The sequence below is a fragment of the Helcobacillus sp. ACRRO genome (assembly GCF_022347125.1).
GTDB classification, from domain to species: domain Bacteria; phylum Actinomycetota; class Actinomycetes; order Actinomycetales; family Dermabacteraceae; genus Helcobacillus; species Helcobacillus massiliensis.
Genome location: NZ_JAKRNG010000038.1, coordinates 1 through 14,226, shown reverse-complemented (window position 1 = coordinate 14,226; position 14,226 = coordinate 1). Strand labels below are relative to the sequence as shown.

At 69.0% G+C, this 14,226-nt stretch carries 12 protein-coding genes and 1 pseudogene; 6 read left to right on the top strand and 7 right to left on the bottom strand.

What is annotated here, in order from left to right; translation table 11 throughout:
• The first annotated feature begins 323 nt into the window (after positions 1-323).
• Positions 324-587 carry a hypothetical protein gene (locus MHY20_RS10740; protein WP_239376728.1) on the top strand — a complete coding sequence of 88 codons (264 nt, stop codon included), beginning with the start codon at positions 324-326 and terminating at the stop codon, positions 585-587.
• 79 nt (positions 588-666) lie between these two features.
• Here MHY20_RS10740 and MHY20_RS10735 read toward each other — a convergent pair whose 3' ends face one another.
• On the bottom strand, positions 667-1,065 hold the full coding sequence (locus MHY20_RS10735) for a hypothetical protein (protein ID WP_239376726.1): 399 nt from the start codon (positions 1,063-1,065) through the stop codon (positions 667-669).
• Positions 1,066-1,308: 243 nt separating this feature from the next.
• Positions 1,309-1,686: pseudogene (locus tag MHY20_RS10730) on the bottom strand (hypothetical protein); the annotation flags it as partial.
• A 505-nt stretch (positions 1,687-2,191) separates the two neighbouring features.
• On the opposite strand from MHY20_RS10730, the gene MHY20_RS10725 reads away from it, so the two are divergent.
• Entirely contained in the window at positions 2,192-3,163 is a 972-nt protein-coding gene (locus MHY20_RS10725; protein WP_239376724.1) for a peptidoglycan-binding protein, read from the top strand.
• 357 nt (positions 3,164-3,520) lie between these two features.
• On the opposite strand, the gene MHY20_RS10720 is transcribed toward MHY20_RS10725, so the two are convergent.
• Positions 3,521-5,095, bottom strand: a complete 1,575-nt coding sequence (locus tag MHY20_RS10720; protein WP_239376722.1) for a DUF1846 domain-containing protein — start codon at positions 5,093-5,095, stop codon at positions 3,521-3,523.
• A 264-nt stretch (positions 5,096-5,359) separates the two neighbouring features.
• Here MHY20_RS10720 and ptsP point away from each other — a divergent pair, with 264 nt between their 5' ends.
• A complete protein-coding gene (ptsP, locus tag MHY20_RS10715; protein WP_343217757.1) occupies positions 5,360-7,078 on the top strand; it encodes a phosphoenolpyruvate--protein phosphotransferase in 1,719 nt (572 codons plus the stop codon).
• 409 nt (positions 7,079-7,487) lie between these two features.
• On the opposite strand, the gene MHY20_RS10710 is transcribed toward ptsP, so the two are convergent.
• From MHY20_RS10710 to MHY20_RS10695, 4 genes are all read right to left on the bottom strand, one after another.
• Positions 7,488-7,760 carry an HPr family phosphocarrier protein gene (locus MHY20_RS10710; RefSeq protein WP_183376807.1) on the bottom strand — a complete coding sequence of 91 codons (273 nt, stop codon included), beginning with the start codon at positions 7,758-7,760 and terminating at the stop codon, positions 7,488-7,490.
• Positions 7,761-7,844: 84 nt separating this feature from the next.
• Positions 7,845-8,999 (bottom strand): mannitol-1-phosphate 5-dehydrogenase, encoded by a 1,155-nt coding sequence (locus MHY20_RS10705; protein ID WP_183376808.1) that lies wholly within the window; start codon positions 8,997-8,999, stop codon positions 7,845-7,847.
• 152 nt (positions 9,000-9,151) lie between these two features.
• Entirely contained in the window at positions 9,152-11,329 is a 2,178-nt protein-coding gene (locus MHY20_RS10700) for a PTS sugar transporter subunit IIA (protein WP_239376720.1), read from the bottom strand.
• A gap of 81 nt (positions 11,330-11,410) precedes the next feature.
• Complete coding sequence (locus MHY20_RS10695) at positions 11,411-11,968, bottom strand: GtrA family protein (protein WP_239376718.1); 558 nt, start codon at positions 11,966-11,968, stop codon at positions 11,411-11,413.
• A gap of 87 nt (positions 11,969-12,055) precedes the next feature.
• On the opposite strand from MHY20_RS10695, the gene MHY20_RS10690 reads away from it, so the two are divergent.
• The 3 genes from MHY20_RS10690 to MHY20_RS10680 are packed head-to-tail and all read left to right on the top strand — an operon-like array spanning position 12,056 to position 14,171.
• A complete protein-coding gene (locus MHY20_RS10690) occupies positions 12,056-12,868 on the top strand; it encodes an ATP-binding cassette domain-containing protein (RefSeq protein WP_239376716.1) in 813 nt (270 codons plus the stop codon).
• On the top strand, positions 12,865-13,512 hold the full coding sequence (locus MHY20_RS10685) for an ABC transporter permease subunit (RefSeq protein WP_183376811.1): 648 nt from the start codon (positions 12,865-12,867) through the stop codon (positions 13,510-13,512). Before MHY20_RS10690 ends, MHY20_RS10685 begins: the two co-directional genes overlap by 4 nt.
• Positions 13,509-14,171, top strand: coding sequence for an ABC transporter permease subunit (locus MHY20_RS10680; protein ID WP_183376813.1), 663 nt, complete (start codon positions 13,509-13,511; stop codon positions 14,169-14,171). Before MHY20_RS10685 ends, MHY20_RS10680 begins: the two co-directional genes overlap by 4 nt.
• The last annotated feature ends 55 nt before the right edge of the window (positions 14,172-14,226 follow it).

Below are 14,226 nucleotides of genomic sequence, written 5' to 3'. Positions count from 1 at the left end.
CACTCGGGAGGGTGTGGGAGAGTAGGTCGCTGCCGGACTTTTTTCTTGTGTGGTGTGGGCTCCAGCCTTGTGGTTGGGGCCCACACGCATTTAATTGTTCTTCCGCGGCACAGGTTCATTGACGCTGCTTGTTGCTCGGCGTGTGTAAGGTCTGGCGCCGCCGGCCATCCGCTGCGACCGACCCCTGGACGTCCAGCTCGGGCACGCCAGCCCCGACACCCCCAACTTTGCTGGCCCCATATTCCTGCCAACAACTTGACACGGGACACACCTGCTCCTCTAAAGTGTCAGCGCCTCTGCCACCGCAATCTCCGGAGCTTCCCATGGCACACACCCCGTCCCCCTCACCCGATAACCACACCACCACACCCACCACGAAGACCTCGTCCACCTCGATCGCCTCACTCATCGGTACAGCGACGCTGATCGCCGTGCTCCTCGGCCTCGGTGTGTGGATCATTGAGCAGTTCGTTCTCGGCGCCGACGGGGCCACCGCGGTGCGCCACGGCGCCAGCGCTGCCGGTGCGGTGCTCCTGATTGCTGCCATCATCGGGGTGGTGCGCTCCCTGCAGGCCGGCAGGAAGTGACCGCTCCAGCAGAGCGGATCTACAGCGCGCTCATCTGGGACAACACCTCCGCCCGAGAGGATCTGCCTGCCGGGGTGCGCTAGCACGCAGCCTTCAACGGGCTTCGGCAGCTGGGCGCCGGTGCCCTGCAGCCCTCCGGCGACCGGATGGCCAGCGTCTCCACAGCAGTCACATCTCGAGCCGGGTCAAAGGTTGCGGGCAGCCACTCGATCGACTGCTCGGAAGCGGCAATGGTGCGTTGACGTAGCCGGTCGAGTCGTTCGGCCAGTGACCTAAATACAGGGTGATCATCGGTGCCATTGCCGGACTTGGTCGTGCGCTTCTTCAAGCGTTCGGCGATCGAGTCGACGATTTCCTCGGCGGTCGTGCCGTTGGCGTTCTCGACTTCGTCGTCGATTCTTTCCTCGAGGAGCTTCGCTGCGGTGTCGGCATCGGTCGCGATGACCTCGTGTGCGCGTGTCACGGCAACGTCGCTCATGTGTTCGTGGACAAGTCCAACAGTTTTGGTGCCCAGTCGGGCCCACAGAAGGTCGTCACTACCTCGAGAAGGCTGAATCGAAGGGTAGACCTGCGAGACGAAGCGGTATGCCGCTCGGTGCGGAGCCAAGTCTGCATGAGGTGCGGTGGCCTCCCAGATCCCTTGAAGCATCTGGTAGCCGACGGCAAAGTCCTCTCCAGGTTCCTGGTCGGGGGCTGGTGCATGGATAGGTGAGAGTGTGTCTCACGCCGCGTGTGCGGTCGTGGGGGCCACGAGCATCTCGTACTCGACCGGGGGCAACCGACCCAGCCGGTCCTGCCGGCTGAGGGCGTCTTGGAACAAGTTCGAGCGGAACTGCGAGCCGCGGTTGGGGTGCACCACGCACCCGGCCATGGAGTACCCCACGATCCGCCCGGGGTAGAGGTGTTTGTTGGCGCAGAGGTAGAGCTTGCCCTCGCCCGTGGGGTGCTCGGTGGTGTCGGTCAGCCAGAGCTGGTTCAGTCCTTGGGCGGTGAACTGGCGCTTGACACGGTCATCGTGCACGGGCGGCCCGGGCCGGCGACCGTTCTTGCCTCGCTTGGTCCCGAACGCTGAGTGCCACCCGTTGGCCTGGCAGAGCCGCCAGGCGGTCCGGGTGGCCATGGGTTCCCCGGCGTTCTCGGCCTTCGTCACGCAGCAGCCGGTACCTGAAACCGCGGCCGAGCACCGCATGCGAGACAAGCACAATCGCAGCCACAAGCCTTCTCACGTGAACTCTCATCATGGCCGAACCTCGGCCCCGGGAAACGGGCCGCCTGCTGCACACCAGTTCAGCAGTCATCACATTTCGCGAGCAACCCTGGCGGCCCGTCGTCCGACCTGCCGACACATCGGACCTGTACTGCGCCCACGCCCGCGCTGAGCCCCAAGTTTCCACCAGTGAAAGAAGTGGGGACGGGTACCCATGTCACCAGGCTTGCGCTATGAGGACACTCGGGGGTTTACTAGGTCTTGACGAAGCAATTGCTATTCATTGGTAACTGTTTTGCGACCGCATCGTCGGCAAAGCGCCGACGGCCACCGCCCAGACGGAACACCCCACACAGCACGGGGATACCCATCGGGCATTGCACTATGGGGGACCACAATGCATACCGAACGCACAGCCGGCGCATCCGTCGCCGCAGACACCACTACTCGCATCGGCCGCCGCGGCCTCATCGCCGGAGCCGGCGCAGTCGGCACAGCCGCCGCTCTCACCGCCTTCACAGTCCCAGCGATCGCCGCACGACCCACACTGCGCCTCGGCAGCCGCGGCGCTGCGGTCAAAGACCTGCAGAACCGCCTGCGCCAGGTCACCAGCTGGCGCGGCGCCGCCGACGGCGTGTTCGGGAAGGCCACCCGTTCCGGCGTCATCGCCTTCCAGAAGTCCAAGCGCCTCGCAGCCGACGGTGTCGTCGGTGCGAAGACATGGGCTGCCCTCGATGCTGCGACCACCGAGCCCGCTCCCGGCGGCAGCCGCCCCACCCTCCGCAAGGGCTCCAGCGGTGCCGCTGTGAAGCAGCTGCAGGCCCGACTCAATGCCACCACCTACTGGGTCGGTGGCGCTGACGGCAAGTTCGGTGGAACCACCCTTCAGGCCGTCTACGCGCTGCAGAAAGCCGCCGGCCTCAAGCCGGACGGCGTCGTCGGCGCCAAGACCTGGGCCGCTCTCGACCGAGGCGTGAAGCCCCGCCCCACCGTCACGTCCGGCACTGCCTTCGAGGTCGACCTCGGCAAGCAGCTGCTGTACTGCATCTCCGGCGGCGTCCTGAAGTTCACCCTCAACACCTCGACCGGCAGCGGCGAGCGATACTACTCCGGCGGCCGCTGGAAGCGCGCCACCACGCCCCGCGGAAAGTTCCGCATCTACCGCCGCCACACCAAGGGCTGGCAGACAGGCCCGCTCGGCAACATGTACCGCCCCGCGTACTACGACCGCGGCTGGGCGATCCACGGATCCAACAGCATCCCGCCCTACCCGGCATCGCACGGCTGCTCCCGCGTCAGCACTGCAGCCGCCGACATGCTCTGGGCGCGCAGCTGGTTCGTGAACGGCCGCGTGGTCGTCGTTCGCTGAGACACCAAGCCTCGGGCGCCGCTGAGCGGTGAGACTCCCGGGACCCGTCGGCTGCCCTCCCGGCCGACGGATGCCGCCCCCGAAGGCGCAGACTGCTCCACCGCGGTCTGCGCCTTCGCTGTGCGCGGCGGGGGCGGATAGCGCGGGGCGGCGGATGGGGTGCCGCCGGCGGGAAGGGGTGCCGCTGGCGGATGGGGATGCGGCTGGTGAATGAGGGGCGCAGCAGGCGGCTCGGAGCGAGGAGAGTGCGGCCCGGTGGGGTGCAGGAACGTGCGTGCTTCCCGGGGCGGCGCTGGTTGATGGCGCGGCAACCAGGACGGGCAGAAGCGCAGAACCCGTTGGCCCCGGAAACGCCACTCAGCGCTTCTGGAACATCCGCCGCACCTGGTACTCCGGTTCGCTCGTCACCTCAATGCCGAGGGAGCGGAAGATGCCCTCATCGACCGTTCCGAGGATCGTGGTGGTGTGCACATCGCAGCCGCGCAGGGACCGCAGCTGCTCCAGGGCCCGGCGCGCCCGCTCATCCGTGGACGCCGAGCTCGACAGCGCGATCAGCACCTCGTCGGTGTGCAGGCGCGGATTGCGGGAACCGAGGTGGTCCACCTTCAGCGACTGGATCGGGCGGATCGCATCCGGGTGCAGCAGCAGCGCCTTCTTCTCAATCCCCGCCAGATGCTTCAGCGCATTCAGCAGCATCGCGGCGCTGGAGCCGAGCAGTTCGGTGGTCTTGCCGGTGATGATGGTGCCGTCGGCGAGCTGGATCGCCGACGCGGGCCCCTTCGTCCGCCGCGCCACGTCCAGCGCCGGCTGCACCACGGGACGGTCCGTGCGCGACACCCCCACCTTGCGCATGATGATCGCGATCTTGTCCGACTCATCCGAGTCCTCCTCCGCGCGGCGCTCCGCCACCAGGGCCTTGAAGAACCGGCGGATCACCTCCTGGCGGCCCGCCTCCCGGCACACCTCGTCATCACTGATGCAGGAGCCGACCATGTTTACCCCCATGTCCGTAGGGGACTGGTACGGGGAGGAGCCGAGCATCTGCTCCAGCAGCACCTTCAGCAGCGGGAACACTTCCACGTCGCGGTTGTAGTTCACCGCGAGCTCGTCGTAGGCGGCGAGGTGGAACGGGTCGATCATGTTGACGTCGTCGAGGTCCGCGGTCGCTGCCTCGTACGCCAGGTTCACCGGGTGGTCCAGCGGCAGGTTCCAGATCGGGAACGTCTCGAACTTCGCATAGCCAGCGGGGATGCCGTTGCGGTTGTCGTGGTAGATCTGCGAGAGACAGGTGGCGAGCTTGCCCGACCCGGGACCGGGGGCTGTCACCACGATGACGTCGCGGGAAGTGCGCACCCAGTCGTTGCGCCCCAGCCCCTTCTCCGAGACCACAGTCTCCGTATCCGCGGGGTAGCCCTCGATGGTGCGGTGCCGCGCCACGCTCAGGCCCAGGCGCTCCAGGCGCCGCTTGAACGCCCGCGCCGCCTGGTTGCCGTCCTCCATCTGCGTGAGCACGATGTTCTGCACGAGGAACCCGCGCTCACGGAACACGTCCACCAGGCGCAGGGACTCCTCCTCGTAGGAGATGCCGAGATCGGCGCGGATCTTGTTGCGCTCCAGGTCCTTCGCGTTGATCGCGATGAGGATCTCGATCTCGTCCCGCAGCTCCTCCAGCATCACGATCTTGTTGTCCGGGGTGAAGCCGGGCAGCACGCGGGAGGCGTGCATGTCGTCGAACAGCTTGCCGCCCATCTCCAGGTACAGCTTGCCGCCGATCTCAGCGCGGCGCTGCGCGATGTGCTCGGACTGCATCGCAATGTACTTCTCCCGGTCGAAGCCGACCCGGTGCCCGCTCGGGGCCTGCGGGGCCTGCGGAGCATCGGCCGACGGCAGGGGGCCGGACGAGGCGGGGGAATGCTGCGAAGCAGTGGTCATGGCGCGGAATCCTTCTCTCGAGGGCGGTCATCCCGGCGGGCCGCCGGGCCCGCTCGGGCGGAGGACGAGAACTCCGACGTGTCGAAGGTGCCTCGCACAACGATACAGGCCGCAGCCCCTGGAACGCGGGAACCCGTCGGCCCCGCTCGGCCCCGCTCGGGCCCGTGCCGGGCGCCGCAGCGCGGGACGTTCGCCACAGATTCCCCCAGAGTCCGCCCATAGGATGGGGTGGTCCTCACCGACCCGAGACCCAAGAGGTGGACCGTGACCGAATTCCGTGGAGCAGCTGTCAGCCCAGGCCGCGTGGTCGATGTTGTGAAAGTGATGGCCGCGCCGATCGCCGCGCCCAGCGCTGACGAGCGCCTCGCCGACGGCGCCGACCTCGAGGCGGAGATCGCCCGGATCCCGTCGGCCGCCGCAGCGGTCCGCACCGCCCTCGAAGAGCGCGCCTCCCGCGCCACCGGGGACGCCAAGGGAGTCCTCGAAGCCACCGCCCAGATGGCCGCCGACCCCACCCTCACCACCACCGCCGAGGGCCTCATCCGCAGCGAGCGCCGCACCGCCGAACGCGCCGTGTGGGAGGCCGGCGACCAGGTCGCGGACATGCTCGAAGGCCTCGGCGGCTACATGGCCGAGCGCGCCGCCGACGTCAAGGACGTCCGCGCCCGCATCGTCGCCGAACTGCGCGGCGAACAGGCACCCGGCATCCCCGACTCCGACACCCCGTTCGTGCTCGCCGCCGTGGACCTCGCCCCCGCCGACACCGCCACCCTCGACCCCGCGGTGGTCACCGCCCTCATCACCTCCGACGGCGGCCCCCAGTCCCACACCGCCATCCTCGCCCGCCAGCTCGGCCTGCCCGCCGTGGTCGCAGCGAAGGGCGTGGACCAGCTGACCAGCGGCACCGAAGTGTTCGTCGACGGCGGCGCCGGCATCATCACCGATCACGTCACCGACCGCGAACGCGACCTCGCCGCAGCCTGGGCCGACCTCCAGGCCAACCCCCTCACGTACGAGGGCGGCGGCGCAGTCCTCAAGGACGGCGTGCGCATCCCGCTGCTCGCCAACATCGGAGGCGCCGCCGACGCTGCCGCCGCTGCGGAGGCGAACGCCGACGGCGTGGGCTTGTTCCGCACCGAATTCCTGTTCCTCGACCGCGACGACGAACCCACCGTGGAGGAGCAGACCGAGGCGTACGCCGCGGTGCTGCGCCACTTCGACGGCAAGAAGGTCACCATCCGCACCATCGACGCCGGTGCCGACAAGCCGCTGCCGTTCCTCACCGACGAGGACGAGCCGAACCCCGCGCTCGGCATCCGCGCCTACCGCACCTCCTGGGAGAAGCGGTCCGTGCTGGAGAACCAGCTCGAAGCCATCAAGCGCGCCACCGAGACCACCAGCGCCGAACCGTGGGTGATGGCGCCGATGATCTCCACCCTCGAGGACACCGAGGACTTCATGCAGATGGCCCGTGCCGCCGGCATCGAGAAGGCCGGGATCATGGTGGAGACGCCCAGCGCCGCCCTCACCTCCGACCATCTCCTCGCCGCCTGCGACTTCGCGTCCATCGGCACCAACGACCTCACCCAGTACACGATGGCTGCTGACCGTATGCTCGGCGCCCTCGCGAAGCTCAACGACCCGTGGCAGCCCGCCGTCCTCGCCCTCGTGGGCGCGACCGCGACCGGTGCCCGCCGCGCCGGTGGTGACCCCGATGCTGTGGGCGCCGACGTCAACAAGCCCGTGGGTGTGTGCGGCGAATCCGCCGGCGACCCGGCGCTCGCGGTGGTGCTCGTGGGCCTGGGCGTGAACTCCCTGTCGATGACGCCGCGTCTGCTGCCCGCGGTGGCGCGCGTGCTGTCCGAGGTGACGATGGAGGAGGCGCGCGAGCTGGCGCTCACGGCCGTGTCCGCGCCGACGGCGGCTGACGCGAAGGCCGCGGTGCGCGCGAAGCTGCCGGTGCTGGATCAGCTGGGGCTCTGAGGGGGTCTCGGCCAGGTCGTTCCAGGCCCGGCTCGTCCCCGTCCCGGCTCGTCCCCGTCCCGGAACTTCCGGTGAATCATCCACGCCCGGCTCTGGTCTCCGGAACTTCCGGTGAATAATCCACGTCTGGCGCCGGTCTGTGGAACTTGTGGTGAATGATCCACCGCTGGAGCCGCTTTTGGGTGGATGATTCGCCGCTAGTTCGGGATAGCTGCGCGAGGGGTGCGTGTTCGGATCGCTGCGGAGGCATGACAGCGCCCCGCTGCTCGGCGAGAGCAACGGGGCGCAGTCAAGGATGATGCGTCTGGACGCCGGGGCGTGGGTGATGCGCCGAGTCAGCACACGCACAGTGCATCAGGGCAGACACGCGTATTTCACCCGGGGAGACACACAGCGCATCCGGGGAGGCTCAGCCTTCGGCGTCGAGGTCCTTCTCGAGCAGCTCGGCGAGGGCGTTGACCGATTCCTCGGCGCCGTCGCCCTCAGCACGGAGGGTCACCTCGTCGCCGTGGCCGGCGCCGAGGGTCATGAGCATGAGGATCGAGGAGGCGTCGATGGCGGAGCCGCCGGCCTTCTCAATGGTGACCTTGGCGGGCTGCTCGCCGGCGGCCTTCGAGAAGATCGCTGCCGGGCGCGCATGCAGGCCCGAAGCGGATGCGACTTTCACGGTACGTTCTGCCATGGGAGTTCTCCCTCTTTCCTGTTGAAGATCAGTGCCCTGATTCTATCGGGCAATGGTCTGGGGACGCTGAGCGCGAACCTCGATTCAGGCGCGGCGGTCCTGCTCCTCCGCCACGATCCGCTCCAGCGACGCGAACAGCGGGTGCCCCGGCTCAACCCCGGTGATCTCCTGGACGAGATCACCGGCTTCCCGGCCGCTGTTCAGCAGATCCTGCAGCTGCTGCACCTCTGCGTCACCCGAATCGGGGGTGAAGCGCAGCGCTGCACGGAATGCGTCCAGCAGGCTGCCGTGGTCGAAGCCGCGCTCCGCGAGCTCCGCCGCCGGGCCGATGATGCGGTCGTGGCGGCTGAGCTTGCGCATCGGGGAGCGGCCGACGCGCTCCGAGGAGTCCTCCAGGTGCGGGTTCGCAAAGCGGTCCAGGATCTTCTCGATGTACGCCTGCTGCGTTTCGATCGCGAAGCCGTGCTTGGCGACCAGCAGCGCCGCGGTCTCGTTCAGCACGGACAGCACGTGGGCGCTGACGGCGCGGTCGGCGATGGCGTCGGAGATGACGCTGTAGCCTTCGCTCCAGCCGTACCACGCGGTGCAGGCATGGCCCGTGTTGACGGTGAACAGCTTGCGCTCGATGTACGGTTCGAGGTCGTCCACCCAGGTGATGCCGGGGATGTCGGGGACGTCGCCGCCGAACGGGCCGCGCTCCACCGCCCATTCGTGGAACACCTCGACCGTGACGTCGAGGCCGGAGCCCTCCGGCTGGTTCGGGACGATGCGGTCCACGGCGGTGTTGGCGAAGAAGGCGCGTTCATCGAGGTCGTCGCCCGCGTAGTTCTTCCGGACCTCCGTCTCGAGGATGTCGGTGGCGTTGATGGCGTTCTCACAGGCCATGACGGCGACGCGGGGGGAGCCGGCGGGCCGGGCGGCGATGCCGGCGGCGATCGCGGGCGCGACGAACTTCAGGATCGGGGCGCCGACCGCGGTGGTGATGATCTCGGCGCCGGCGATCTCCTCGGTGAGCTTCTCGGGGTCCTTCGCGGAGTTGACGGCGCTGTAGCCGTCGACCGTGAACTCGCCGGAGCCGGTGCCGACGGTGCGGACGGTGTAGCTGGGGTGTTCGTTGAGGGAGTCGATGAGGGCGTCGGCGACGTCGGCGAAGACGACGTGGTACCCGGCCTGGTGCAGCAGCAGCCCCACGAATCCGCGGCCGATGTTGCCCGCTCCGAAGTGGACGGTTCTCTTCATGTCTGCCTCAATCCCGCCCCGTCGCGGGGCGCGTCGTCTCTCGCGCGGCGGCCCTACGGGCGCCACGTCCAGTGTATGGGGGATGGGCGGGCGCCGACTCAGGCTCAGGTCCCGGTCCGCGCCCGCCCATCCGTGCCGGCTGCGCCGACGGCTCAGTCGGTCCCGAAGATAGCGAGGATCTCCTCCTCGGTCTCGGCGGCGCGCAGGCGCTCCACCTGGTCCGGGTCGCTGAACACCATCGCCACGTTCTGCAGCAGGGTCAGGTGCTCATCGCCTTGGCCGGCGATCGCGACCGCAAACTCGACCTCCTGGCCGTTCCAGTCGACGGGCTGGTCGTAGCGGATCAGGCTCATCGCGGAGCGGCGGATGGACTTCTTCGCCTCGTTGGTGCCGTGCGGGATCGCCAGGCCGTTGCCCATGAACGTGGACACGGACTTCTCCCGCTCGTGCATGGCGTCGACGTAGTCGGGGTCGACCGCGCCGGCCTCCACCAGCAGGCGGCCCGATTCGGTGATCGCCTCTTCGGCGGTGGTGGCGGTGCCGTGCAGGGTGATGGAGCGCGCCGCCATGATCGGCTCGCCGGCGCCCTCCTCGCCGCTGCCCGCGGCATCGGCGCTCTGGTCGACTTCGCCAACCGCTGTGGATCCGTCGGCCGGGGCGGCCCGCTCCGCGGCGGGCGCGGCAGATGCCTCTGCGGGCGCGTCGGCGGGTGCGGGGCCGACGGGTTCCGGGTCGGCCTCGCCGGCCTCCCGGCGCTTCAGCAGGTCCACGATCTCCTCGTAGCGCGGGGAGTTCATGAAGTTGTCCACCGCCACGTGGATCGCGCCCGCGGTCGGGGCGTAGGCGCGCTGGGCGAGGTCGCGGTGCGTGACCACGAGGTCCCATTCGTCGGTCAGGTTCGAGATGGCGCGGTTGACCACCTCCACGTCCTTGAACCCGGCGGCGCGGACCTTCTTGCGCAGCACCGACGCGCCCATGGCGGAGGAGCCCATGCCGGCGTCGCACGCGAACACGATGCGGCGGATGTCGTCCGGGTGGTCGGCGGCGATCGCACGCAGCTCCTGATCGGACTCGGCGATGCCGCGACCGCCTGCAGCGCCGGCCCCGGCCGCGCCGGCGGCACCGGCGGCAGCGGTGGACCCGTCGGCCCCCGTGAGCGCACCGGCGACCGACGACTTCTTCCCCTTCATCGACTCCATCTTCGCGGTCGCGCCGGCGAGGTCGTTATCGGTGCGGCGCGACAGCTTCAGCAGCAGCGACGCGATCGCGAACGACACCGCGGTCGCCACCAGGATCGACAGCAGGATCTTCACGTGGTCGCCGCGCGCGGACTGCGCCATGATCGCCAGCACCGACCCGGGCGCCGCCGGCGCCACCAGGCCCGTGCCGAGCATGACGTTCACCAGCACACCGGACATGCCGCCGGCGATGACCGCGAGGATCAGCTGCGGGCGCATCAGCACGTACGGGAAGTAGATCTCGTGCACACCGCCGAGGAAGTGGATCACGGCGGCGCCCGGTGCGGAGGCCTTCGCGGCGCGCGCCCCGAAGAACGTGAACGCCAGCAGGATGCCGAGGCCCGGACCGGGGTTCGCCTCCAGCAGGAACAGGATCGACTTGCCGGTCTGCGACGACTCACCGGTGCCCAGCGGCGTCAGCACACCGTGGTTGATGGCGTTGTTGAGGAAGAAGATCTTCGCCGGTTCGATCAGGATCGACACCAGCGGCAGCAGGCCCGCATTGATCAGCCAGGCGACGCCGTCGGACAGCAGCGCCATCAGCCAGTTGACGATCGGGGCGAGGCCGAAGAAGCCCGCGAGGGCCAGCAGGAAGCCGACGATGCCGGCGCTGAACAGGTTCACCAGCATTTCGAAGCCCGCCGGGATCCGCTCCTCCCACAGGCGGTCCAGCTTCTTCATCACCCACGCCGCCAGCGGCGCCATCATCATCGCGCCGATGAACATGTGGATCTGCCCGAGCGGCTCACCGCCCGGGTCGGCGGCGTTGATCTGGTCGATCAGGTAGTCGGAGCCGGTGATGACGCCCATGGTGGCGATGACGGCGACCACGCCGCCGCGCTCGCCGTACACCATGCGGCCGCCGGTGTTCGCGATCATCAGCGGCAGCAGGTAGTGGATCATGGGGCCGATCAGGCCCGCGAGGCCCTCGTGCGGCAGGTATCCGGCCGGCATGAACAGCGCGGTGATGATGCCCCATGCGATCAGAGCCGGCAGGTTCGGCATCACCATGGTGGACAGGCTGGTGCCGATCTTCTGGATCGCCACGCGTGGGGAGAGGGACGGGGACGTGGTCTCGTCAGTGGCAGTCATGACGACTCCGTTTCTGTGGGGGTCGGGCTCAGTCTACGCACCGGCCGGATCGTCCCCAGGGGCCGCGGGTCCCGGGGCGATTCAGCGCTTCGGAAACACGACCCGCCCGTACATGACGTACCGGAACGCGGTGGAGATGATCTGCCCGATGAAGGTGCCGGAGAGGTTGTCCGCCAGCGCCGAATCCAGCCCCAGCACGTACCGGGAGAAGCCGAGGCACCCCAGCTGCAGCCCGGACGCCGCCACGTTGACCAGGGCGAACACCACGATGGAGCGCCAGGTGCGGGGCGCGGGCCGGTCGTTGAACGTCCACAGGCGGTTGCCGAGGTAGGTGAGGACCGAGGCGAACGCGATCGTCACGGTCTTCGCAACGAGCGGCACGTGGTTCAGGACGCCGCGCGATCCCGCGCCGAAGCCGTGCGCGGGATCCCAGAACACGAGGACGTTGTAGAGGGCGGCGTCGATGAAGAACACCAGCCCGCCCACGGTCAGGAACTTCAGCGCCTGCCGCAGCCGGGCAGCGCGGGTGGCTGCGGGCGCGGGCGCGGCGTCGGGGGAGGCCGACGGGTGCGCGCCCGGGTTGGGCGCCGGGGACTGCTGGCCGACGGGGGCGTCGGATCGTGGGGTTCTCGAGGGCACGCAAGGAGGGTAGTCGATGAAGAAGAACCTGCGGACAGCCGCGAGTCGGGCCGCGTAGCCTGGTGGGCACCCGCTGTGAGGAGAGGCATGATCTCGTTCGACAACGTCACCAAGGAGTACCCCGACGGCACTGTCGCCGTCAGGGAGTTCTCCCACCGGATCGACTCCCGCACAGCGTGCGCGTTCGTCGGCACCTCCGGGTCCGGCAAGACCACCCTGCTGCGCATGGTGAACCGCATGGTCGATCCGACCAGCGGGAGCGTCCTCGTGGACGGCGAGGACGTCGCCGCCATGGACCCGGTGAAGCTGCGCCGCCGCATCGGCTACGTCATGCAGGCCTCCGGCCTGCTGCCGCACCGCACCGTGCAGCACAACATCGCCACGGTCCTCCTGCTCAACGGCATGGACCGCCGCCAGGCGCGCTCGCGGGCACTGGAGATGATGGAACTCGTGGGGCTGGATACGTCGCTGGCGAAGCGCTACCCGGCGCAGCTGTCCGGCGGGCAGCAGCAGCGTGTGGGTGTGGCCCGGGCGCTCGCCCCGGACCCGAATATCCTGCTGATGGATGAGCCGTTCGGTGCGGTGGACCCGATCGTGCGGCGCGAACTGCAGCACGAGATGACCCGCATCCAGTCGGAGCTGGCGAAGACGATCATCTTCGTCACCCACGACATCGACGAAGCGATGCTGATCGGCGACTCCGTGGTGCTGCTGCGCACCGGGGGTGAGATCGCGCAGGCGGGACCGCCGGAGGAGCTGCTGACGAACCCGGCGGACGCGTTCACCGCGGACTTCGTGGGCGGCGGCTCCCACGAACGCGAACTGACCGCGAAGACCGTCAACGGCCGCACCCTCCTGTTCGATGCGGACGGCAAACCGGCTGGGGTGCTGCGCGGATGAGCTGGATCAGCGCCAACGCCTCCACGATCATGGAGCGGTTCGTCGACCACCTGGTGCTGTCGCTGCCGCCGATCCTGCTGGCGTTCCTGCTGGCGCTGCCGCTGGCGCGCCTGGCCGTGCGGTTCCGGCCACTGCGCACCCCGATCACGCTGGGGTCCGCGCTGCTGTACGCGATCCCGTCCCTGCCGCTGTTCATCATCATGCCGCTGATCACCGGCATCGAACTGCGCAGCGCCACCAACGTCATCATCGCCCTCACCCTGTACGGCCTGGCGCTCATGGTGCCGGTGGCGGCCGACGCGTTCACCGCCGTGGACCGGGACGTGCTGCAGTCCGCAACGGCGCAGGGCTTCGCCCCGATGCACCGGTTCCTCGCCGTGGAGCTGCCCCTGGCCGGGCCGGCGCTGGTGGCGGGACTGCGGGTGGTGGCGGTGTCCACGGTGTCGCTGGCGACCGTCGGCGCTGTGCTCGGTGTTCCCAGTCTCGGATCACTGTTCACGCAGGGCTTCGAGCGGAACATCATGCCGTCGATCGTGGCGGGCATCGTGATCACGGCTCTGCTGGCGGTGCTGCTGGACCAGCTGATCGTGCTGATCGGCCGCGTGCTGATGCCGTGGACCCGCGGGGCGGGGGTGCGCGCATGATCACCGAGACCCTCACGTGGCTCACCGACCCGATCAACGTCACGGGACCGACGGGCTGGCTGCAGCTCATCGGGCAGCACCTGATGTACACGATCATCACCCTCGCGATCGCGGCGGCGATCGCCCTGCCGATCGGCCTCTACGTGGGGCACACGGGGCGCCTGAGGTCCGCGGCGGTGCTCGCCACGGGCCTCACTCGCGCGCTGCCCACCCTCGGCCTGCTCACCCTGTTCGCGCTGCTGGCCGGCATCGGCCTGGTGGCGCCGGTGATCGCACTGGTGGTGCTGGCAGTGCCGTCGATCCTCGCCGGCGCCTACTCCGGTCTCGAATCCGTGCCGCGCTCCACGATCGATGGGGCCCGCGCGCAGGGGATGACGGAGATGCAGATCCTCACCCAGGTGGAGGTCCCCCTCGGCATCGAACTGATCATCGGCGGTCTGCGCTCCGCGTTCATGCAGGTGCTCGCCACCGCAATGCTCGCCGCGTATGTGGGCAACGGAGGCCTGGGGAAGCTGATCTTCCTCGGCATGAAGACCGAGGACTACCCGGTCATGCTCGCCGGAAGCCTGCTGGTGATCGTGCTGGCGATCCTGTGCGATGTCATCCTCGCGCTGGTCCAGCGCGCCGCCCGACCCAAGGGCATCGCCCGCACCGCCTGACGCCGCCGCTGAACCCGTCGGCTCCTGTCCACCCGCCCGTCACTGTCACCACCAC

Bases quoted from the DNA above. Each gene is read 5' to 3' on its own strand.
- MHY20_RS10740 (WP_239376728.1), top strand. From the start codon at position 324: ATGGCACACACCCCGTCCCCCTCACCCGATAACCACACCACCACACCC.
- MHY20_RS10735 (WP_239376726.1), bottom strand. From the start codon at position 1,065: ATGAGCGACGTTGCCGTGACACGCGCACACGAGGTCATCGCGACCGAT.
- MHY20_RS10725 (WP_239376724.1), top strand. From the start codon at position 2,192: ATGCATACCGAACGCACAGCCGGCGCATCCGTCGCCGCAGACACCACT.
- MHY20_RS10720 (WP_239376722.1), bottom strand. From the start codon at position 5,095: ATGACCACTGCTTCGCAGCATTCCCCCGCCTCGTCCGGCCCCCTGCCG.
- MHY20_RS10710 (WP_183376807.1), bottom strand. From the start codon at position 7,760: ATGGCAGAACGTACCGTGAAAGTCGCATCCGCTTCGGGCCTGCATGCG.
- MHY20_RS10705 (WP_183376808.1), bottom strand. From the start codon at position 8,999: ATGAAGAGAACCGTCCACTTCGGAGCGGGCAACATCGGCCGCGGATTC.
- MHY20_RS10700 (WP_239376720.1), bottom strand. From the start codon at position 11,329: ATGACTGCCACTGACGAGACCACGTCCCCGTCCCTCTCCCCACGCGTG.
- MHY20_RS10690 (WP_239376716.1), top strand. From the start codon at position 12,056: ATGATCTCGTTCGACAACGTCACCAAGGAGTACCCCGACGGCACTGTC.
- MHY20_RS10685 (WP_183376811.1), top strand. From the start codon at position 12,865: ATGAGCTGGATCAGCGCCAACGCCTCCACGATCATGGAGCGGTTCGTC.
- MHY20_RS10680 (WP_183376813.1), top strand. From the start codon at position 13,509: ATGATCACCGAGACCCTCACGTGGCTCACCGACCCGATCAACGTCACG.